This window comes from Bacillus sp. AC266, from assembly GCF_979253805.1.
Genome location: NZ_CEEDEC010000001.1, coordinates 1,170,202 through 1,192,604, shown reverse-complemented (window position 1 = coordinate 1,192,604; position 22,403 = coordinate 1,170,202). Strand labels below are relative to the sequence as shown.

The 22,403-nt window shown below is 34.1% G+C and carries 23 protein-coding genes; 18 read left to right on the top strand and 5 right to left on the bottom strand.

Annotated elements, in window-relative coordinates:
* The first annotated feature begins 93 nt into the window (after positions 1–93).
* The 3 genes from AC0IXC_RS06085 (at position 94) to AC0IXC_RS06075 (ending at position 2,508) form a co-directional block, all read left to right on the top strand.
* Positions 94–975 (top strand): AraC family transcriptional regulator, encoded by an 882-nt coding sequence (locus AC0IXC_RS06085; protein ID WP_427341092.1) that lies wholly within the window; start codon positions 94–96, stop codon positions 973–975.
* A 133-nt stretch (positions 976–1,108) separates the two neighbouring features.
* Complete coding sequence (locus AC0IXC_RS06080; RefSeq protein ID WP_002031698.1) at positions 1,109–2,218, top strand: alpha/beta hydrolase; 1,110 nt, start codon at positions 1,109–1,111, stop codon at positions 2,216–2,218.
* Positions 2,219–2,226: 8 nt separating this feature from the next.
* The gene (locus tag AC0IXC_RS06075) at positions 2,227–2,508 is read left to right on the top strand and encodes a phosphatase PAP2 family protein (protein ID WP_002085886.1); all 282 of its coding nucleotides are present in this window, start codon (positions 2,227–2,229) and stop codon (positions 2,506–2,508) included.
* Positions 2,509–2,658: 150 nt separating this feature from the next.
* Here the strand turns inward: AC0IXC_RS06075 and tnpB are convergent, their stop codons facing one another.
* Positions 2,659–3,786 (bottom strand): IS200/IS605 family element RNA-guided endonuclease TnpB, encoded by a 1,128-nt coding sequence (gene tnpB / locus AC0IXC_RS06070; RefSeq protein ID WP_326996553.1) that lies wholly within the window; start codon positions 3,784–3,786, stop codon positions 2,659–2,661.
* 268 nt (positions 3,787–4,054) lie between these two features.
* On the bottom strand, positions 4,055–5,512 hold the full coding sequence (locus AC0IXC_RS06065) for a serine hydrolase (protein ID WP_002031694.1): 1,458 nt from the start codon (positions 5,510–5,512) through the stop codon (positions 4,055–4,057).
* Between the two features lie 198 nt (positions 5,513–5,710).
* Here AC0IXC_RS06065 and AC0IXC_RS06060 point away from each other — a divergent pair, with 198 nt between their 5' ends.
* The 5 genes from AC0IXC_RS06060 (at position 5,711) to AC0IXC_RS06040 (ending at position 11,020) form a co-directional block, all read left to right on the top strand.
* The gene (locus AC0IXC_RS06060) at positions 5,711–6,667 is read left to right on the top strand and encodes a thymidylate synthase (protein ID WP_471652704.1); all 957 of its coding nucleotides are present in this window, start codon (positions 5,711–5,713) and stop codon (positions 6,665–6,667) included.
* A 19-nt stretch (positions 6,668–6,686) separates the two neighbouring features.
* A complete protein-coding gene (locus tag AC0IXC_RS06055) occupies positions 6,687–7,175 on the top strand; it encodes a dihydrofolate reductase (protein ID WP_471652703.1) in 489 nt (162 codons plus the stop codon).
* 154 nt (positions 7,176–7,329) lie between these two features.
* A complete protein-coding gene (gene pbpC, locus AC0IXC_RS06050; protein WP_341085931.1) occupies positions 7,330–9,315 on the top strand; it encodes a penicillin-binding protein 3 in 1,986 nt (661 codons plus the stop codon).
* A 238-nt stretch (positions 9,316–9,553) separates the two neighbouring features.
* Positions 9,554–10,189, top strand: coding sequence for an FMN-dependent NADH-azoreductase (locus AC0IXC_RS06045; protein WP_471652702.1), 636 nt, complete (start codon positions 9,554–9,556; stop codon positions 10,187–10,189).
* A 111-nt stretch (positions 10,190–10,300) separates the two neighbouring features.
* Positions 10,301–11,020: a lysophospholipid acyltransferase family protein gene (locus AC0IXC_RS06040; protein WP_002141628.1), complete on the top strand. Its 720-nt coding sequence runs from the start codon at positions 10,301–10,303 to the stop codon at positions 11,018–11,020.
* A 37-nt stretch (positions 11,021–11,057) separates the two neighbouring features.
* Here the strand turns inward: AC0IXC_RS06040 and trhA are convergent, their stop codons facing one another.
* Positions 11,058–11,714 (bottom strand): PAQR family membrane homeostasis protein TrhA, encoded by a 657-nt coding sequence (gene trhA / locus AC0IXC_RS06035; protein ID WP_002085872.1) that lies wholly within the window; start codon positions 11,712–11,714, stop codon positions 11,058–11,060.
* A 209-nt stretch (positions 11,715–11,923) separates the two neighbouring features.
* On the opposite strand from trhA, the gene AC0IXC_RS06030 reads away from it, so the two are divergent.
* The 4 genes from AC0IXC_RS06030 (at position 11,924) to AC0IXC_RS06015 (ending at position 14,476) form a co-directional block, all read left to right on the top strand.
* Positions 11,924–12,103, top strand: coding sequence for a twin-arginine translocase TatA/TatE family subunit (locus AC0IXC_RS06030; protein ID WP_002012719.1), 180 nt, complete (start codon positions 11,924–11,926; stop codon positions 12,101–12,103).
* Positions 12,104–12,156: 53 nt separating this feature from the next.
* Positions 12,157–12,900 carry a twin-arginine translocase subunit TatC gene (tatC, locus tag AC0IXC_RS06025; protein WP_012260868.1) on the top strand — a complete coding sequence of 248 codons (744 nt, stop codon included), beginning with the start codon at positions 12,157–12,159 and terminating at the stop codon, positions 12,898–12,900.
* Positions 12,901–13,228: 328 nt separating this feature from the next.
* On the top strand, positions 13,229–13,480 hold the full coding sequence (locus AC0IXC_RS06020; RefSeq protein ID WP_002012715.1) for a DUF2535 family protein: 252 nt from the start codon (positions 13,229–13,231) through the stop codon (positions 13,478–13,480).
* Between the two features lie 153 nt (positions 13,481–13,633).
* A complete protein-coding gene (locus tag AC0IXC_RS06015) occupies positions 13,634–14,476 on the top strand; it encodes a DegV family protein (protein WP_012260869.1) in 843 nt (280 codons plus the stop codon).
* Positions 14,477–14,664: 188 nt separating this feature from the next.
* On the opposite strand, the gene AC0IXC_RS06010 is transcribed toward AC0IXC_RS06015, so the two are convergent.
* Positions 14,665–15,639, bottom strand: a complete 975-nt coding sequence (locus AC0IXC_RS06010; RefSeq protein ID WP_471652701.1) for an MBL fold metallo-hydrolase — start codon at positions 15,637–15,639, stop codon at positions 14,665–14,667.
* Between the two features lie 335 nt (positions 15,640–15,974).
* On the opposite strand from AC0IXC_RS06010, the gene AC0IXC_RS06005 reads away from it, so the two are divergent.
* On the top strand, positions 15,975–16,562 hold the full coding sequence (locus tag AC0IXC_RS06005) for an SCO family protein (protein ID WP_002141632.1): 588 nt from the start codon (positions 15,975–15,977) through the stop codon (positions 16,560–16,562).
* Between the two features lie 36 nt (positions 16,563–16,598).
* Here AC0IXC_RS06005 and AC0IXC_RS06000 read toward each other — a convergent pair whose 3' ends face one another.
* Positions 16,599–17,066, bottom strand: a complete 468-nt coding sequence (locus AC0IXC_RS06000) for an Hsp20/alpha crystallin family protein (RefSeq protein WP_002012708.1) — start codon at positions 17,064–17,066, stop codon at positions 16,599–16,601.
* A 217-nt stretch (positions 17,067–17,283) separates the two neighbouring features.
* On the opposite strand from AC0IXC_RS06000, the gene asnB reads away from it, so the two are divergent.
* From asnB to AC0IXC_RS05975, 5 genes are all read left to right on the top strand, one after another.
* Entirely contained in the window at positions 17,284–19,185 is a 1,902-nt protein-coding gene (gene asnB / locus AC0IXC_RS05995) for an asparagine synthase (glutamine-hydrolyzing) (RefSeq protein WP_002012706.1), read from the top strand.
* 91 nt (positions 19,186–19,276) lie between these two features.
* Positions 19,277–19,636 (top strand): GNAT family N-acetyltransferase, encoded by a 360-nt coding sequence (locus tag AC0IXC_RS05990; protein WP_215591219.1) that lies wholly within the window; start codon positions 19,277–19,279, stop codon positions 19,634–19,636.
* A 45-nt stretch (positions 19,637–19,681) separates the two neighbouring features.
* Positions 19,682–20,017 (top strand): hypothetical protein, encoded by a 336-nt coding sequence (locus AC0IXC_RS05985; protein ID WP_078176649.1) that lies wholly within the window; start codon positions 19,682–19,684, stop codon positions 20,015–20,017.
* Positions 20,018–20,129: 112 nt separating this feature from the next.
* Positions 20,130–21,131: an N-acetylmuramoyl-L-alanine amidase gene (locus AC0IXC_RS05980; protein ID WP_471652700.1), complete on the top strand. Its 1,002-nt coding sequence runs from the start codon at positions 20,130–20,132 to the stop codon at positions 21,129–21,131.
* A gap of 234 nt (positions 21,132–21,365) precedes the next feature.
* On the top strand, positions 21,366–22,328 hold the full coding sequence (locus tag AC0IXC_RS05975; RefSeq protein ID WP_471652699.1) for an ABC transporter substrate-binding protein: 963 nt from the start codon (positions 21,366–21,368) through the stop codon (positions 22,326–22,328).
* The last annotated feature ends 75 nt before the right edge of the window (positions 22,329–22,403 follow it).

The following is a 22,403-nucleotide window of genomic DNA, read 5'->3' as shown; positions in this document are numbered from 1 at the left end:
ACGCTCGATTGGTGAAGGCTAATAATCAGTGGGGATGAACAAAATCCCCACTGATTAAAGTTTCACTTTATAATATAAAAAGGGGGTGGACTATTGAAAATCAGGCAAGGTAAATATGAAGAAATAAAAGTACGCGATAGAATTCCAGGAATGGTTGAATATATAGAGGACACGATGTTACCTACTGGTTTTCACTATTATATTCCTCCTCACTGGCATAGAAGTATTGAAATTAGTCTAGTCGTATATGGAGAGGTTTTCTTGTATGTGAATGGGCAAAAAAAGAAAGTATCCGCTGGCGAATTTATTTTTGTGAATAGTGGCGATGTTCATGAATTCGAAAAAGTTAAAAATACAAGTTGTGCAGTAATGATGTTAATTATTTCTTATGAATTTCTTAAAGAGGTAAATGGAGATTTTGATAAATATAGATTTAATATAAAAGAATCAGTTGTTCAGAAAACTAACCTCCAGCAAATATTTTATGAATTAAAGGAGTTAGTCACAAATTCTGATGATTTAAGTTACATAAAAATTAATAGTTTAATTTATGAAATTGTTTATATTCTATTGCGATATTGCAAAGAAGGAGAGAGTATAGACAATAATTATCAACTTGGAAATAAACAGAAAGAAATGATTACGTATATTTATAAACATTATGATGAAGAACTTAAACTGAAAGATGTAGCTAAATATTTTTTTGTAAGTGAAGAACATTTTTCACGTATGTTCAAAAAATCGTTCGGATCAAATTTTACCACTTTTTTAACGAGATACAGGCTCTATAAAGCGTATGAAGATATTATTAATAGTACAAATTCTATACAAGATATAGCAGTGAAACACGGATTTCCAAATGTAAAATCATTTATTTCACAGTTTAAAGAAAAATACGGATATACACCATTACAGTATAGGAAAAATATCATATCAAAAAATGACAATAATCGAATCAAATATGAACAACAATAAAAATACGTTCCATGGTACATTTTGTACATGGAACGTATTTTTATTTAGTAATAGTAAATGAAGTGAGATTCAATAGAGATTTATCTAATCTGAAGAAATGAAAGCGTTTAAAACAAGGGAGGATGAATACTAGATGACTAGAAAATATGACTTAAACCTATTAGAAAAAATTCAAGAAAAACAAGAAATAATTAATGTACAGGGGGCGAAAGTTTTAGTAAAAAACATACCAGATTGTGATGAAAAAGGAGCGATGGATCCACGTCTTTATAAGGACACGAAGGTTCAAATGAATGTAATGAGGTTTATGCCTAAAAATATGATGAAAATGGACGCTTCTGAAAAATCGGTAAGGAATATGCGAAAACAATTTAATGGAATTAAGAGTGTTCCAATTGTCACTAAAGACGTTAATATTACGCATAAAACAGTGAAAGCGGAAGATGGATATGATATTCCGATAAGAATTTATAACAGTGTTTCTAAACAAGAGAATGCGCCAGTTTTATACTTTATTCATGGTGGTGGATTTATGGCAGGATCACCAGATGTAGTAGAAGAACTTGTGAAATTGATAGTAGAAAAAACGGATATACTAGCAGTTTCTGTGGATTATCGATTAGCTCCGGAAAATCCTTTTCCAACTGGGCATACAGATTGCTACACTACTTTAAAGTGGATTTATGAAAATGCTGAAATACTAGGCGGTGATAAGAATAATATCTTTGTTGCTGGTGATAGTGCAGGAGGGAACTTAACACAGTATTGTACAACTAAAGATATGGAAGATGGTAGGAAGTACGTGAAGGGACAGTTGCTTCTGTATCCTACACTTAATATGTGTGACTATGAAGATGAATTTTATTCTTGGAGTATAGATAAATATGAAATTGCTCCTAAGTATAAAAAAGGATTAGAAAAAATGCTTAATATAATGCATTCAATGGTTGGAGGTATGTCAGAAGTACTTGGTACGAAAGAAATTCATTCGAAGTATTTAAGTCCATATGTTGATGTATCCCCAGACTATCCAAGTACATTTATTACGGTAGGAGAGCATGATTTTTTAATGATAGAATGTTTAGCGTATGCAGCTAAATTGACTAAAAAAGGAGTGGATACTGAAACGGTCCTTTATCGTGGTTTAGGGCACGCTTATGGAGATAATGTAGGGGTTTATCCTCAAAGTGAAGATTTAGCAATTGAGATGGGGAATTTTATATTAAAGCATAGTGGAAAGTAGGAGAAATGATGGGAAATAGAAAAGTGATATTAATTTCCAGCTTCGCTATTTTACTATGTATCTTTGCATTTACAGACTTACAAATATCCAATAGTTTATATGAACCAACTAATAAGATACTAGTACCAATGAGTCGTATTGTGGTAGGAGCCCATTTTGCTTCAGATGTTACAGTTGGAGTCGCTATTTCAGTTACTGTTTTTATGTGTTTGAAAAAATTTATATGGAAAGATAAGAAAAATAAACGCACAAATAATAATGATGTTCTTCCACATTCATTGAATCGGTAATAAGAAAGTCTTTTCCTTTGAGGGAATATAATAATTAATGCATGGCTTGTTCATTAAGCTGTTTTGTTGAACTACTCACCACTTAACATTCTCACGGACTGTTTGAAGTGGGAGTTTCCTAAGTACAGAAACCTAACGGTTTCTAATTCATTAGGCTATCCCCGTAGTTCCTACGGTTAAGAGACGAATTGCTTCATTTCTAAGATTGAGTGCTGCATTTCGATCTCTATCGTGATGTGCGCCACAAGAAGGGCAATCCCACTCACGAATGGTTAGATTTTTAACGTCTTTGTTTTTGTATTCACAATTGGAGCATAATTGACTAGAAGCAAATGTTTTAGATACTATAACAACTTGTTTGCCATACCATTTTGCTTTATATTCCAACATAGTCCGAAATTGTGACCAAGATACTTCACTAATCGCTTTTGCAAGCTTTCTATTTTTGAGCATGTTACTGACTTGTAAGTCTTCCATACCGATAACATCGTGGTTTTTGATGATTTCAGTAGAAAGTTTATATAAGTAATCAGCTCTTGCATTTGCAATATGTTCATGGATTCGTGCAACGTTCACACGTTGTTTATTCCAGTTCGAAGAACCTTTTGTTCTTCTAGAAAGGATACGTTGTGCTTTCGCTAACTTCTCTTCTAATGTACGGAAGAATTTAGGGTTCTTGTATGTTGTGCCATCAGAAAGAATGGCAAAATCTTTTAATCCAACATCAATTCCACAAGTGGAATCAGTTTTAGGCATTTCTTGTACGCTTGTTTGAACAAAGATAGATACAAAGTATTTACCACTTGGGTTACGACGAATCGTTGCATGCAAGATACGCCCTTCTACTTCACGACTTTTAGCAAAGCGAACAAGGCCAAGTTTCGGTAATTTTATTGTGTTGCCTACAATTCCAATATTTCCGTTTGTTTGCTTAGTTGTGTAGGATTGAACTGTATTCTTTTTAGACTTGAATCGAGGCATATCATTCTGTTTCTTGAAAAAACGTGAAAAAGCATCTGCGAGGTTTTTTAATGTGGATTGAAGAGCGATACTATCTACTTCTTTTAACCAAATCGTATCCTGTTGCTTCTTTAATTGAGTAAGCTTGGCAGAGCAAGAAAAGTAGGTTAACCCTTTTCTTGCTTCTTTATACGTATCATTCCAAAGAGCAAGGAAATAGTTAAATACAAAGCGACTGCAACCGATTGTTTTAGCAATTAATATTTCTTGTTTCTTATTCGGGTAGATACGAAATTTATATGCTTTATTTACTAACATAGGTTGCACCTCACTTTTTCATCGTATATCTACAGTATACAAAAAAACGTAGGCTTACGCCTACTGACATTCATCTCCCACCTAAAATTGGTGTTTCACACCTTCACATTTTTGAGGAAGGAGTCTTCTGTCAGAAAACGATAAATAATTTAGCATTTGGGTTATCATCATTTTATTTGTTAAATTCAATAATAGGATTATAGGTTGCAAGGTAAATTTCTGATTGCAAAATAATAGAGGGAAGAGTAATCTTCCCTCTATTATTTTGTTATTTAATTTTCGTAAATGTAAGAGGCTGAGTACTTAAAGTTGCAGGTACGTGTAATTGAAGAGTCGGGAATTCACCATTTACATTCATATCATAAGCGAATAAAAGCCCCATTTTCATTTGGAACAAACTAATTGATGCTGAGAAGATGTTGTAATGATGATGTTTTAGCTGAAATTCCATATCCATAAATTGTACATGTAGGAAATCATCTTGTTTGTATACTTTCAGTGTTCCATAAGCGGGATGCTCAAAAGTTCCAGTGTAGTCATCTAATGCATGAGAAGGGGTAGTCCCTTTTATTGGTTCGGGAAGTGATGTAGTTGCCTCTTTCATCATTTCTTTCATTTTTTCACTATCTTCTACAGCGCGTTCATGCCAGTCGATATATTCTAGTCCGAGAAGTTCGTCGTAAATATGTTTTGTAATATAAGTAGGGAGTACAGTTTGCCCTGAATTTGTTAATACGATAATACCGATATTTTCGTTGGGCATAAATGACGCAAGTGCAGAAAATCCATCAATATTACCACCATGATGAATAAGTTTATAACCGCGGTAAGCACTAATAAACCAACCTAGTCCATAGCTATTTAATGGTGATTCACTTGTTGATAACATTGGCTGATCCGGGATTGGAGTGTGTGGTGTATACATTTCTTGGAGTAGTTCAGTAGAAATCAAATCATGATTTTCTGTTTTTCCTTCGTTTAAATGAAGCAAAACCCATTTTGCCATATCTTCAATGGTAGAATTAATACATCCAGCCGCTCCAACTGTATCAATATTTCGGAATGGAATTTCTTTCATTTCACCATTATCTTCAGTGTAAGGTAATGCGTAATCATCTGTATTTTGTGAGTCTGTAACAGATAAGTTTGTATGCCTCATATTTAAAGGTTCTAAAATATGTTCTGCAACGTATTGCTCCCACGTTTGATTCGTAATGTTTTCTACAATATAACTAATTGTCGCATACATTAAGTTGTTATAAAGAAATGCTGTGCGGAACGGTGCATCAAGTGATAAATGTTTTATTTTTTCAACAAGATCTTTTCGAGTTAAGGAAGAACTGTACCAAAGAGCATCGTGACGACTTACCCCAGTACGATGAGAAGCTAAATCTCGTCCTGTAACTTGCGAGTTAGCGAGCATATCGGATAGAGAGAAGTTAGGTACGTAAGTTTGGACAGGAGTATCCCAATTAAACTTTTTTTGCTGTGCTAATAAGCTTAATGAAAGCGTACCGAATGCTTTCGTCGCAGAACCGATTGCGAATCGTGTCTGCGGAGTAACAGCCTCTTTTTTCTCTATGTTACGATAGCCGAAACCTTCTGAAATAATGACCTCACCATCTTTTATAACAGCTACAGCCGCTCCAGGAACGTGTAAATCCTTCATCATCTTCTCAACCTTATGTTGTAACGTACTTAAAACAGGAGTTTTGATTTTAGACATGCTTCCAACCTCCAAATATAATTTTTATGTTCCGCACTATACTTTCTGTAATAGAAAAGTGAAAACCTTTTTTAATATTGAAAGTTAATAATTTTGTAAGAAATATTGAAAGAATTTTTATTAATTTGGATTATTAAATTCGCTGTTTTTCATGTTATGATAAATCTCATATAAGATTGAAAGAAGGTTTTCTTACATATGAAACATGCTGAATATGAATACTTAAATTTATGCCGTCATGTAATGGAGAACGGTACGAAGAAAGAAGATCGTACAGGGACAGGTACTGTATCTGTATTTGGATATCAAATGCGTTTCGATCTAAGTAAAGGATTTCCTTTATTAACGACAAAGAGAGTGCCATTTCGCCTAGTAGCAAGTGAACTGCTTTGGTTTATGAAAGGTGATACAAACATTCGCTATTTATTGCAACATAATAATAATATTTGGAATGAATGGGCGTTTAAGAGCTGGGTAGAAGGCGATGAGTATACTGGCCCTGATATGACAGATTTCGGTCTTCGCTCACAACAAGATGAGGAATTTAAAGTGCAGTACGATGAGCAAATGGAATTGTTTAAAAAGAACGTTTTAGAAGATGATGATTTCTCGAATAAATATGGTTATTTAGGAGATGTATACGGAAAGCAGTGGCGTGCCTGGAAAACGACAGCTGGTGAGACGCTTGATCAATTAAAAGATGTAATTGAAATGATTAAAAAAACGCCAGACTCCCGTCGCTTAATTGTTTCTGCCTGGAATCCTGAAGATGTACCAAGTATGGCATTACCACCTTGTCATACGCTATTCCAGTTTTATGTAGCGGATGGCAAACTTTCTTGTCAGTTATATCAAAGAAGTGGTGACATATTCCTTGGAATTCCATTTAACATTGCAAGTTACTCATTACTAACACATTTAATCGCACATGAATGTGGTCTTGAAGTGGGAGAATTTGTTCATACAATTGGAGATGCACACATTTATACGAATCATTTTGAACAAGTAGAAAAGCAATTGGCACGTGAACCACGTCCATTCCCGAAACTTACATTAAATCCAGATGTGAAATCTGTGTTTGATTTTGAAATGGAAGATTTAACGATTGAAGGATATGATCCACACCCAGCAATTAAAGCACCGGTTGCAGTATAATTGTAGAGGAGATGAAAAAATGATTGTTTCATTTATGGTCGCAATGGACGAGAATAGAGTAATTGGCAAAGATAATAATTTACCTTGGCGTTTACCAAGTGAATTGCAGTATGTAAAGAAAACAACGATGGGCCATTCACTTATTATGGGCAGAAAGAACTACGAAGCGATTGGTAGACCACTGCCTGGAAGACGTAATATTATTGTAACACGTAATGAAGGGTATCGTGTTGAAGGTTGTGAAGTAGCACATTCTGTAGAAGAAGTGTTTGAACTATGCAAAAATGAAGAGGAAATCTTTATTTTCGGCGGAGCACAAATTTATGATCTCTTTTTACCTTACGTAGACAAGTTATATATAACAAAAATCCATTATGCATTTGAAGGAGATACATTCTTCCCAGAAATGGATATGACAAATTGGAAAGAAGTTTTTGTTGAAAAAGGTTTAACGGATGAAAAGAATCCGTATACGTACTATTATCATGTATATGAGAAGCAACAATAATAAGAAGGATTGATGTGAAATTCACATCAATCTTTTTATTTGTATTCATTAATATAAGTTTATAGATGGTATTCAATAGTGCTATAATGAAATCTAGCATGTAAAAATGCTAAAATTTTCAAAAGTATTCATATAGAAAGAGGAGGAGAATCGATTGAAAAAGATATGGGGGATTCTTTTTCTTTGCTTAACGTTCATGTTAGTTGGATGCGGTAAAGAAGAAAAACCACAAGAAGCGTTTGATACATATACAAAAGCATGGAATAAACAAAAATTTGCAGAAATGTATGATCAATTATCAGAAAAGGCAAAAAAAGATATTTCAAAGAAAGAGTTCACTGAGAAATATGAAAAAATTTATTCTGGCATTGAAGTGAAAAACTTAAAAGTAGAAGCAGGAGAAGTAAAAGAAGATAAAAAAGATGAAGGTCCTGTTCCTTTTAAAGTAAGTATGGATACAGTTGGTGGTAATATCTCTTTTGGCCATGAAGCAAAAATGGTGAAAGAAAAAGATGGAGATAAAGAATCTTGGAAAATAGATTGGACTCCTGATTTCATTTTCCCTGGCATGACAAAAGATAGTAAAGTGCGTATGCAGGCAACACAACCAAAACGTGGTGAAGTTTACGATCGTAATGGAAAAGGTCTTGCGACGAATGGGAAAGCTTCTGAGATTGGAATTATTCCAGAAAAATTAGATGAAACTGCTCCGCAAACGAAAGAAGCAGTAGCGAAGTTGTTAAATATGTCTGTAGAAGAGATTGATCAAAAACTAGCTGCGAAATGGGTAAAACCAGGGTATCTCGTACCAATTGGAATTTTGCCTGAGGGAGCAACGCAAAATACGTACATCGATTTACCTGGTGTTGCAGCAAAACCTGTAAATGTTCGTACATATCCGTTAGGGGAAGCAGCAGCGCATCTTACTGGTTATATCGGAAAAGTAAATGCAGAAGATTTAAAAACGCTTCAAAAGAAAGGCTATCAAGCCGATGATCCAGTTGGTAAAGCTGGATTAGAGCAAGTATTGGAAGAACAGCTACGCGGGAAAAAAGGTGGCCGTGTCTTCATGGAGGATGCACAAGGAAAAGAAATTAAAAATTTAGCGAAAACAGATGCTGTTGATGGAGAAAATGTAACTTTAACTATCGATAGTGTTGTTCAAGAAAAAACGTATAATGAAATGAAAGGAGAAGCTGGTTCAAGTGCGGCAATTAATCCGAAAAGTGGAGAAACAATTGCTCTTGTAAGTAGTCCAGCTTATAATCCTAATTTAATTGCACGAGGAACATCAAAAGCACAGCGCGAGGCTTGGAATAATGACCCGAAAAAACCGATGACGAATCGATTTACACAATTATCGGTACCAGGTTCTGTATTTAAGCCAATTACAGCTGCAATCGGTCTTGAAACGAAAACAATCGATCCGAAAGAAGAGTTGAAAATTGAAGGATTGAAATGGACGAAAGATTCTTCTTGGGGTAATTATTATGTAACGCGTGTAAAAGATGCAAATCCGATTGATTTTGATAAAGCGATGAAATACTCGGATAATATTTATTTCGCACAAGAAGCTTTGAAAATCGGAAAAGATAAATTTATGAGTGAATCGAAAAAATTCGGATTCGATGAGAAATTACCAATTGAATATGGATTCCCAGCTTCTAAAATCGCAAATGATGGGATTAAAAATGATATTCAAATGGCAGACACAGGTTATGGACAAGGGCAAGTATTAATGACGCCACTCCATCTAGCATTAACTTATGCACCAATTGTTAATGATGGAAACATACCTTCTCCATATATTATTAAAACAGATAAGCAACCAAAAGTTTGGAAAGAGAATGTCATTTCAAAAGGCAATCAGGATATATTAAAGACTGCTATGACGAAAGTAATTAACGATCCAGATGGTACGGGGAAAATTGCGAAAATTGATGGTATGACGCTTGCTGGTAAAACAGGAACAGCAGAATTAAAAGTATCAAAAGAGGCAGAAGGAAAAGAACTAGGTTGGTTCGCTGCGTTTGATTTAAATTCACCTGATATGGTTATTACAATGATGATTGAAGATGTAAAAGGTAGAGGTGGAAGTAATATTCCAGCTGAAAAAGTGAAACATGTTTTTCAAAAGTAGTAATTGAAGAAGACTATCTCCATGAAATATGGAGATAGTTTTTTATTTGATTAAAACCTTAATATTTATATACAAAAACTAACTGAAATAATATAACTTATTAACTTACGAAAAAAAAGTAGCTATTTTTATTGACATCCATTAAAACTTTTTGTATTATACTTACATAAGGTAAGTTATTTACTATAAAGTAATAAATCTCGAATTAAAGATAAATTAGAAAAAGGGAGATAATACAATGACAAAAGTACTATTTATTACAGCAAATCCAAATTCAGCAGAAGGTTCTTTCGGTATGGCAGTAGGGGAAGCTTTCATCGAAGCATATAAAAACGAACATCCACAAGACGAAGTTGTAACAATTGATTTATTCAATACAACTGTACCAGCAATCGATGCAGACGTATTCGCTGCTTGGGGTAAATTTGCAGCAGGCGAAGGATTCGAAGCTTTAAGTGAAAATCAGCAACAAAAAGTTGCAGCAATGAACAATAACTTAGAAACATTTATGCATGCAGATCGTTATGTATTCGTGACTCCAATGTGGAACTTCAGCTACCCAGCAGTAGTGAAAGCATACTTAGATAACTTATCAATCGCAGGTAAAACATTTAAATATACTGAAAATGGTCCAGTTGGCTTACTAGAAGGAAAAAAAGCACTTCATATTCAAGCTACAGGCGGCGTTTACTCTGAAGGAGCATACGCATCTATGGACTTCGGTCGCAATCATTTAAATGCAGTATTAGGATTCATGGGTGTATCAGACACTGAATATATTGCAGTTGAAGGAATGAATGCAAATCCTGAAAAAGCACAAGACATTAAAGAAGCAGCAATTGCAAGTGCACGCGAATTTGCAAAACGTTTCTAATATAGAAAACTTCAAAATGTCCAAACACTTGTTGTTTGGACATTTTTTCTTCTTTTTCCTTCGTTTGTCTAGTATAATGAAGGTCGGAATGATAATAGGTGGGGGTTCTGTATGATTCAAACGTTTTTTAAAATCTTTTATTTAATTTTAATCGTAATTGCGATTACACCAAGGTTGTGGCGTATAAAAAGAAAAGCAAATGCGATGTCACCGCAAGAAAAAGATAGTGTTGTGTATAAAACAACAAACTGGTTTGGTAAGAAAATGGTGCGTGTAACTGGATCGACTGTAGAAGTAAAGGGACTTGAAAATGTTCCGAAAGACAAGCCAGTGCTAGTTGTAAGTAATCATCAAAGTAATATGGATATTCCTGTGTTACTAGGTTACTTAAATAAGCCAATTGGATTCGTTTCAAAAGCGGAAATTAAAAAGTTTCCGGTTGTGCCAACATGGATGGAACTAATGAATTGTGTGTTTATGGACCGCAGTGATCGTCGTCAATCTCTTAAGGCAATTAAAGATGGAATTGAACTGTTAAAGAGCGGGCATTCTATCGTGATTTTTCCAGAGGGAACGAGAAGTAAGGGTGGCGAAATCGGTGAGTTTAAAGCAGGGAGTTTTCACCTTGCTGTAAAATCTGGCGTATCTATATTACCAGTAACTTTAGATGGTACATATAAGATGTTTGAGGCTAATGGAAATCGTATGAAACCAGCTCATGCAACATTAACAATTTCTAAGCCAATTACACCTGAAGAATATGCAAGTATGGATGCTAAAGAGTTAACCCAGCATACAAAAGATATTATTGCATCTCAATTACATAAGTAATAAAAAAAGTTTCAGCTTAAACAAGCTGAAACTTTTTTTATGCTGCGGGTAAGACATAAAACAGTACGCAGAAAAACATCATTGTACTACCGCCTAGTACGAAGAGATGCCAAATGGCATGATTGAACGGAAGCTTTTCCCAAAGGAAGAATATAGCTCCGACAGAATACAAAATGCCGCCTATTAATAGTAGTGAGAAGCCGTGACCGGTTAAATTTTCATAAAGGGGTTTAATGGCAACGATGATGAGCCAACCCATAATGATATAACATAATGTTGATGTTTTAATAAAGCGACGAACAAAGAAGATTTTGAAAATAATGCCACCAATCGCAAGGGTCCAAATAATTGCGAGTAAAGTCCAACCGAGCGGGCCACGCAGTGTAATGAGTAGAAATGGTGTATACGTGCCGGCAATTAATAAATATATGGCGGAGTGATCTAAAATGGTAAATAACTTTTCTACTTTTGGATGATGGATGCTATGTAGCAGTGTAGAAAATAAGTATAGTAAGAACATGCTTACGCCATAAACGGTAAAGCCAACAACAGCAGATGCTGTGCCATGTTTGGAAGCATGAATAATTAATATGATTAAGGCAGGGATGCTTAAAATGGCACCGATACCATGGGTAATTGCATTCGCAATTTCTTCTTTTACAAATTGGGTCATTCTTTTAATTTTTTGCGTCATAATGTTAATCCCTTTCACTGTATTGAGATAAGTTATATTTTCCTTAACCATATCATATACAAAAGGAATAGAAAATGATATTTAATTGATTATATTTTTGAATTTTTTTGACAAAAGACAACGGATACATTGACGTTTACGAAATTTTTTGACAAAATGAACTTATGGAATAGTAGGACAAGGAATCTACTTATGAAGGGGATGGGGAAATGTTTTCAAATATCGGCTTTCCGGGGTTAATTTTAATTTTAGTAGCAGTGTTAATTTTATTTGGCCCAAAAAAGTTACCGGAAATTGGGAAAGCTTTAGGGGAAACGTTAAAAGAATTTAAAAAATCAACAAAAGAATTGACTGATGAGGCATTTCAAGAGAAAGAAAAAAATAAATAAAAGAATATGCTGAAGTTTTTCTCGGAATGGATAAATAAAGTGTGGTGAACGAGATGGAAGATCGGGAAATGAGCGTAGTAGAACATATTGTTGAGCTTCGCAAACGAGTAATATATACAGTATTATCCTTTGTATTATTTTTAATTATTGGATTTACTTTTACGAAGGATATTTATTTTTGGCTTGTAAAAGATTTACCAATGAAATTAACTGTTCTCGGTCCAAGTGATGTGTTGTGGATTTTTTTCTCGATTGCTACAGTATTTGCTATCGTTTGTACAATTCCTTTTGCTGCGATACAAATTTGGTTATTTGTAAAACCAGGTTTACATCCCAATGAACAAAAAATGACATTAATGTATATACCGGTATTGTCTATATTATTTATAGCAGGCCTATCTTTCGGTTATTTTATCGTCATGCCATTTTTATTTCATTTCCTAACTACAATTGGTAATGAGATGTTTAATACGATGTTTACAACGGAAAAATATTTTCATTTCGTATTAAATTTAACAGTTCCGTTTGCTGTTATATTTGAATTACCTGTAGTTGTTATGTTTTTAACGAGTATAGGTCTTCTAACGGCAGAATTTCTTCAGAAAATAAGAAGATATGCTTATGTCGTGTTGATTATAATTGCATCATGTATATCGCCGCCAGATTTTTTATCACATAGTTTAGTAGCGGTACCGCTTATTTGTATTTATGAAATTAGTATCGCTTTATCAAAGATAGTTAGTAAACGAAAACAGAAAAGAGAAGAAGAAATACAGTCGAAAAGTGCCTCGTTATAAAGGCACTTTTTAATTTATTTGTTATACTCTAGCTATAATTGTATACAATATATAGAAGGAAAAAATTATAGAATCTCCAAAATTTAGACAAACTTTTCATTTTTATAAGTTTATACTGAAGTTATCAAGCTATATATGGGTAATAAGACTCCCGTCTCAAAGGATATATAGGACAGGGTTCGAATTAGGTGGATATAAATGAAGTATTAACTTCTAAATGGGGCAGCTTAAGGATATTTTAGTATTCATAGGAAACCTACACTAAAAAACGTGTTAAAGAATAAAGTGGAGGAAGTTCAAAAATCCAACGAAAAAGAGGATTGATATTGTGATTACGAAAAGTTTTTATTTCACTCATGCAACAGGGAATTGTATTAAAATATTTGAAATCCCTGTCCTACAAACACAGCATCCATTAGCGTTTCTAATTCAGTCTCGTCTTCAATTATTTATTGCAAAAATTCAAAAACATAAAAACCCAAGATTCTCGTACTCTTTCCGTGAATATTTACAAAGTTGTTTGAAGTGGAATGATTATTCAAATGTATATAAGACAAATACTCTTGAAAAGAATGCATAATACACAGCAGGGACAGAGTTAGATAGGCTCTGTCTTTTTCATTTTAGGTATAAAAATATAATTAATTTGGTGAAATTCATTCGAAATTGTTGAAAGCCTCGGGAATGCTAGTATAATAACAGGGAGAGCGTATTGGAAAGGGAAGAATATAATATGCAAAAAATTAAAATTGTAACAGATTCAACGGCAGATTTATCAAAAGATATACTTGAGAAGTATGATATTCATGTTTTACCATTATCTATTTCTGTAAATGGACAAACATACTTAGATCGTGTAGATTTGCAACCGGATGAATTTATTGAAGAAATGATTAAATCAGAAGAATTACCAAAAACATCACAACCGGCTATGGGTACATTTGTAGAAATGTATGACAAGCTAGGCGAAGACGGAAGCCAAGTGCTTTCTATTCATATGACAGGTGGAATGAGCGGTACTGTCGCAACAGCGAATAGTGCTGCATCAATGACAGATACAAAAGTAACAGTTGTTGATTCTCAATTTATTACACATGCTTTAGCATATCAAGTAATTGAAGCTGCAAAAATGGCAAAAGAAGAATGCTCACTAGAAGATATTTTAAAACGTATTGATGAAGTAAGAAAGAATACTCGTTTATATGTTGTCGTAGATACATTAGAGAACTTAGTGAAGGGTGGACGTATCGGTAAAGGGAAGGCTTTTATCGGTTCATTACTTAATATTAAACCTATTGCAAGTTTAGAAGGCGGCGTATATAATCCGGTAACGAAAGTACGTAGCCAAGGGCAGATTGTAAAAACGTTGGCTAAACTATTCGAGGAAGATACTGCTGGAAAAGTGGTGAAAGCTGTTGCGATTCCACATGCTAAAGCAATTCCTTTAGCAGAAAGTGTAAAAGCTGCTGTTGAAAAAGTGAATGGATTCACTCAATCAGAGATTTTCTATACAACACCAGTTATCAGTACTCATACAGGACCAGGAGCAATTGGTTTTATGTATTTAGCAGAGTAATAAAAAAGCTACTTGAAATGAATTTTCAAGTAGCTTTTTTATTATTTCAGGACAGAAAATAAGAAATGAGAAGGGCAATACAGGCGCTACCGCTAATTATATAGCGAGTCTGTAAATAATCTTTCATGAAAAACACCCTTTTCAATTTTTTAAAGTATATGATAAATTACTCGCAAAAATTAGTACTATTATACATGAGAAGTTTCTGTGATTTTTACTGGTTTTTTATCTGGGACAATAGGGCTATACGTGAAAGTTTGACCTAAAAAGAGAACATGTAGTTGTTCCCACGGTAGCATTCGTAAATTCCAGTTATTTCGTATTCGTGTTACTGCTTCCCTTGGTGTTTCATCTGCTAAAGCAAAAGTACCGTAGTGCATGGGAATGAAATGTGTAGCTTTTATATCTAGATACGCTTGCACAGCTTCTTCTGGTGAAACGTGAGACACTTTCATAAACCATTCTGGTTCATAGGCACCAATTGGCATAAGTGCAATATCGATTGAAAAGCGTTTGCCGATCTCTTTAAATCCTTGGAAATAACCACTATCACCACAAAAATAAATGGTTTCTGAAGAAGTCATATTATCAATGATCCATCCTCCCCAGTGAGAGGTGTTCATATCAAATAATGTTCTTCTCGTCCAGTGCTGGGCAGGTACGAAGTGAAAAGAGACGTCATCAATTGTTGTACTTTCCCACCAGTTGTATTCTTCTACATTGGTGAATTTTTTACGAGTAAATAATTTTTTTAGCCCAATAGGAACAAGGTATAAGGTATCATCATTTAGTTGACGAAGAGATGAAAAGTCTAAATGATCGTAATGACCGTGTGAAATAAGAACGATATCGATTTTAGGTAGTTCTTTTATAGTGAGCCCTGGCTCAGTAAGTCGTGGAACTAACTTTAATTTATTTGCCCATACTGGATCTGTTAAAATATTTAAGCCGTTCGTTTGAATGAGAAAAGTTGAATGACCAATCCATGTGACAGTCGTTTTTTCAAAGTTATTTAGTAGAAATTTACTTTGTTTAACAGGTGATTGTTCTACTAGAAAAGAAAAGTCTTTTTTGTTTTGCTTTCTCTCTTTACGCCAACGTAAGAAGGAGCGAATTGATTTTTTTGTACTTGCATTATCCATATTTTCATAGCGCTTTGCCATGAACATCACCTCATTTAAAATCGTTGTAGTTGTATTGTACCGAAATGTTGTTAAGGAATACAGTGTTTAACATGGATTAATGTTTAAGTAATTGTAAAAAAATAGGGAGATTTATTTACAAATTTAACAATGAACTTCGTTTCGCAAATAATGGTTAGAGAAATAATAGTAGTAAAATATATTTTGTCTAGTAATTCGCTTGAAATAAAGAAGTAACATATGTAAATTCGTACGATTTCGTGAACAAATGATGTAAACAATTTTCTCATAGTGTTTACTTTTGTTATGATATACATAACTTACATAAATTAAGGATAGAGAAAAGAGGTTTAATAATGAAGCGTTATCAAAAGTTAATTGGTCTTATGGTTGTATTTTGTCTCTTTGTACTTGCAGGTTGTAGTAGTTCAGGGGCAAAACTCCGTAAACCGTTAAACTGGGATTTAGAAACTTTCCAATTTACAAATCAAGAAGGAAAGCCGTTTGGTACAAAAGATTTAAAAGGGAAAGTTTGGGTAGCTGATTTCATGTTTACAAACTGTCAAACAGTTTGTCCGCCAATGACTGCTAATATGGCGAAATTACAGAAAATGGCTAAGGAAGAGAAATTAGACGTTCAGTTTGTTTCGTTTAGTGTAGACCCTGAACTTGATAAACCAGAAAATTTGAAAGCATTCATTCAAAAGTTTACAGAGGATACAAGTAACTGGAACTTGTTAACTGGTTATTCACTGGAGGATATTACAAAGTTTTCAAAAGATAACTTCCAGTCGCTTGTAGATAAACCAGAGAATGGGCAAGTAATACACGGTACATCATTTTTCTTAGTCGATCAAAATGGAAAAGTAATGAAAAAATATAGCGGCATTAGCAATACGCCATACGAAGATATTATACGTGATATGAAGCGATTAGCTGATTAAAAAGAAGGGTGCTTAGCACCCTTCTTTTATTAGTATTCAGTCTATGGATAATATGTCATGCTGTTGTGGTAATTTCGGTGCGCGAATTTCTAATACACCGTTTTGATAAGAAGCTTTCGTTGCTTTTTTATTAATTAAATATGGTAACTTAATAATTCTTGACGCTTCTGAAATGGAACGTTCTCGGCGATAATAGTTATGAGATGTTTGTTCTTCTTCCGTCTCTTCAAGTATATCTTCTTTTACAGAGACTTTTAAGTATTCGCTTTGTATTTCAATTTGAATTTGTTCTTTTTGTATACCTGGTAGTTCGGCTGTAACGACGAGTTCGTCACCAACTTCGTATAAATCTACTGGGAATGTTAATAAACGGTTTCCTTTTTGGAAAAAATGATTTAAATCAGCAATTACGCCACGAAGAGGCGTTTGTTCGAAAAAATCATCAATTTGTTTTAAATAATTACGAACTGGTGGGCGAGAAGAATCTTTTTTTTCTTCACTCATGGTATTACCTCCTAGAAATCAATTTGCAATATCATATGACAAAAGCGGAGAAAGGTGAGTGCCTAGTTTTCATGTTTTCATAAAAAAATGTTAAAAATGTGAAATGGAGTGAGTTTTTTATAGTTTTTGGTCGCCATATTCAGTTGATTATGCTAGTATAAATAGGGTTGATATAGTAGTATTGAGACAGAATGAAAACTGAAAGAGGGTAAGAAGTATGTGTGGTTTTGTAGGATGTTTATGTGAAAACCCTAGAGAGTTTTCAGAAACAGAAAAACATCAATTTGAAAATATGAACACGATGATTTTCCACCGCGGTCCAGATGACGAAGGATATTTTCGTGATGAACATGTACAATTTGGCTTCCGCCGTTTAAGTATCATTGACTTAGAGGCAGGACATCAGCCGTTAACTTATGAAAATGATCGATATGTAATTATTTTTAATGGTGAAATTTACAATTATGTAGAACTACGTGAAATGTTACTTGAAAAAGGTGCAACGTTTGCTACACAATCTGATACAGAAGTTATCATTGCATTGTATGCACATATGAAAGAAAAATGTGTAGACTACCTTCGTGGTATGTTCGCATTTATGATTTGGGATCGTGAAGAAAAGACACTTTTCGGTGCACGTGACCACTTCGGTATTAAGCCTTTATACATCGCACAACAAGGTGATACTACATTCTTCGCATCTGAGAAGAAAAGTATTATGCATGTAATGGAAGACAAAGGGGTAAACCCAAAGTCACTACAACACTACTTTACGTACCAATATGGTCCAGAGCCAGAAACATTAACAATTGATGTTAACAAAATTGAGCCTGGTCATTACTTCGTAAAAGAAATCGGTAAAGAGATGGAAATCCATCGCTACTGGAATCCTTATTTCAACGCTTCAAGCGCAACGAAAGAGGAGCATATCCAAGCAATTCGTGATGTATTATACGATTCTGTAAAAGTACATATGCGTAGTGATGTACCAGTAGGTTCTTTCTTATCTGGTGGTATCGATTCATCTATTATTGCTTCTATCGCAAGAGAAATGAATCCAAATCTATTAACATTCTCTATTGGTTTCGAACAACGCGGTTTCAGTGAAGTTGATGTTGCGAAAGAAACTGCTGAGAAATTAGGAGTTAAAAACCATAACGTATTCATTACAGCGCAAGAATTTATGGATGAGTTCCCAAAAATCATTTGGCATATGGATGATCCTTTAGCGGATCCAGCAGCTGTACCATTGTATTTCGTTGCGAAAGAAGCGCGTAAACATGTAACGGTTGTTCTTTCTGGTGAAGGTGCAGACGAGCTATTTGGTGGATATAACATTTATCGTGAGCCAAACTCGTTAAAAATGTTCTCTTACATTCCTAGCCCAGGAAAGAGTGTTCTAAAGGCATTAAGTGGTGCTCTTAAAGAAGGGTTTAAAGGAAAAAGCTTCTTAGAGCGTGGATGTACGCCAATCGAAGAGCGTTACTATGGAAATGCGAAAATCTTCCGTGAAGAAGAGAAAGCTGAATTAATGAAGTATTACGATGAAAGTGTTAACTATATGGATATCACGAAACCATTGTATAACGAAATTAAAGATTATGATGATGTAAGTAAAATGCAGTACATTGATATGTTCACATGGTTACGCGGCGATATTTTATTAAAAGCTGATAAAATGACGATGGCAAATTCATTAGAACTTCGTGTACCGTTCTTAGATAAAGAAGTATTTGACGTTGCATCTAAAATTCCGACAGAATTTAAAATTGCAAACGGAACAACGAAAGCTATATTACGTGAAGCTGCTCGTGGAATTGTTCCGGATCACGTGTTAGATCGTAAAAAGCTTGGATTCCCAGTACCAATTCGTCACTGGTTAAAAGATGAAATGCACGATTGGGCTGTAAATATTATTAAAGAAAGCAAAACTGAGCATTTAATCGAAAAACAGTATGTATTAAACTTACTGGAAGCACATTGTGCAGATAAAGGCGATTATAGCCGTAAAATTTGGACTGTACTTGCGTTTATGGTATGGCATCAAATTTATGTTGAGCATAAATACGATACGAATAAGTTCCACGAAGAAACAAAGCGTGCGTATAGCTTAGTTTAATAAAAAACCTTAAGGTCGCATTCGATCTTAAGGTTTTTTTCATAAATTGCATTTATTATTGATACAATAATAGTAAAAGGATGGACAACATATGATTACATTTGAGAAAGTAAATATAGAAAATGAAAGCGCTGTAAAAGAAATGTTTCACTCACACAGCTTAGATGAGAAAAAGGTTCAGTATTGTGTAAAGGCTGATGATACATATATTGGTGTAATAGATTATAGCGTTCAAGAAGAGAGTGCTATTTTGTCACAGTTAATTATTCATTTTGATTATCAAGGTTATGGATACGGGACAAATACGTATTTTACATTTGAAGAAATGATGAAACAGAGAAATGTGAAAGAAATAAAAGTATTGCAAGAGATGTTTACGGAACAAGCTAAATCTTTCATAGAGGGATCTGGTTTTATTGAGGAAAATGGAATATATGTAAAGAAAATATAGTGAATATTGATTAGGTGATGATATGAATATAAGGTAGGTGGACGTATGACGATAACTTCTGGTCTTGTATTAGTTGGAGGTTGTTTTATAGTAGCAGAACTATGCCAGACTTTTATTCGGAAAAGAATGTATAAGAAGAGAAGACCATATGAATTACAATATATACCCGTGTTTGTAATTTTGTTTTGTATGCTATTTGTATTGCAAAACATAACGTATTTCCCACCTCTTTTGAACATCTTTTTGAAGTTTGGGTTGCTATATAGCGGCGGTGGGATATTTCTTTTATTTCTTTTATTTTGCATACGTTACATCCATTATCAATCGTATATATTCATTTTAAATTGGCTAAAGCAAAGCGATAGAAACCGCCTTACATAAGGGGGTTTTTTTATTTGTACTTGTACTTGTAACGGAACTTGTACAATTAACATAAAATAGGACGAGTAGAAATGAAAGCTTATTACAATAAAGAAAGGAATGAAAAAGATATATGAAACTTGTTATAGACGCAGGGCATGGTGGATATGATTCTGGTGCTGTTGGTAATGGGTTAGTGGAAAAAGAGTTAACACTTCAAATTGCTAGACGTGTGCGAGATATTTTATCTGCAAATTACCCAATCAATATTAAAATGACACGTGATAGTGATGTGTTTATCTCTTTATCAGAACGTGCTAATATTGCTAATTCATTTGGTGCAGATTATTTTATCTCATTTCACATTAATAGTGGCGGTGGCACTGGATTTGAAAGTTATATTTACAATGCGCTATCTAATAGTAGTTCCGCATATGAAAAGCAACAAAAAATGCATGCAGCAGTCAATCCTGTATTAACAAAATATGGTCTTCGTGATCGAGGGGCAAAAAAAGCAAATTATGCGGTACTAAGGGAGACTGCAATGGATGCAATTTTAACTGAGACTGCTTTTATTGATACAACATTTGATGCTAATTTATTGAAAAATCCACAATTTATCGAAGATCTAAGTCAAGCATATGCAAACGGAATAGCAGCTATTTTTGGAGTAGCTCCAAATCCGAATCCTCCAAATCCACAACCTCCAAATCCTCAGCCAACACCACAAACGAAGGGGATTGCTTATATCCTTGGGAAAAATGTGAATTTAAGAAGTGGTCCATCAACGTCTTCTTCGGTTATTCGTCAACTAAACTCCCCAGAATCGTATGTCGTATATCAGGAAAGTAACGGATGGTTAGACTTAGCAAATGGACAATGGGTGTATAATGACCCTTCGTACATTAATTTTGTAAAGACGAGCAATAGCGATGGAAGTGCAATTGGTGTCGCATATATACAAGGAACGAATGTGAATTTAAGAAGTGGTCCATCAACATCTTCTTCAGTTATTCGTAAATTAAATAATCCAGAATCTTATTTAGTATATATTAATCAAAACGGTTGGTTGAACCTTGGTGGAAATCAATGGGTGTATAATGATCCATCATATATTAAATATAATCAATATTAGGAAATGAGTTTATAATGTAATATGAATGCGTATTTATGTATAACGTAGATACGCATTTTAAGAACGTTTATTATTTTCATACTTATACACTTTATTTTAAAAATAAACATTTGAATAGCGGATAGAATCTAAAATGTATATATTGAAAAAGTTTTCTGATATACATTGACAATGTATGTAATATACATTAATCTTTAATTGTTAATGATAATCGATTTCATCTAGGGAGGACATATGGTACATAGCAAAAAAATATTTATGTTCTGCATTATGATATTTATGGTAATAATCGCAGGGTGTAGCAAAGAAGAGAAAAAAGAAAATGATACATCGGCTAAAGCAAAAGATTCGTATACTGTAAAGCATGCAATGGGTGAAACAACAGTAAATGGTACACCTAAAAAAGTAGTTGTTTTAACAAATGAGGGTGCGGAGGCGCTTTTAGCTGTCGGAGTAACACCAGTTGGAACTACAAAACCACGTGCTGGTGATGAATGGTATCCTCATTTAGCGAAAGATTTAAAAGATACGAAAGTTGTAGGTACTGAGCGTGATATTAATTTAGAGGCAGTTATGAAGCTTAAGCCAGATTTAATTATCGGTAATAAAATGCGTCATGAAAAAATATATGAGCAATTGAACGAAATAGCGCCAACTGTGTACGCTGAAACATTGCGCGGGGATTGGAAAGAAAACTTTACACTCTATACAAAAGCTGTAAATAAAGAAAAAGAAGGGCAAAAGGCTCTTGAAGATTATAAAAAACGTATTGAAGGAATGAAAGAGAAGTTAGGAGATAAATTGAATTCTAAAGTTTCTATTATTCGCTTCGTACCAGGTGACGTTCGTATTTATCAGAAAAACTCATTCTCAGGTGCTGTTTTAAATGATATTGGATTTAAGCGACCACCACTACAAGATAAAGATGAGTTTGCGATAAAAGGAATTACAAAAGAGCAAATTCCGAATATGGATGGAGACTACATATTCTACTTCACATCTGATAAAGATGCAGATAAGAATAACGAAGGAACCACGTTAGCAAAAGAATGGACAGAAGACCCACTCTTTAAGCAGCTGCAGGCTTCTAAAGATAATAAAGTATTCCAAGTGGATGAAGTAATTTGGAATACAGCAGGCGGTATTAAAGCTGCAAACTTAATGCTAGATGATATTGAAAAATATTTTTTGAAATAAATGAATGGTTGAGTGCATCACTTTAAATAGGTGATGTACTTTTTTTGTTTAGTTAAATACAGAAAATTCCTTCTT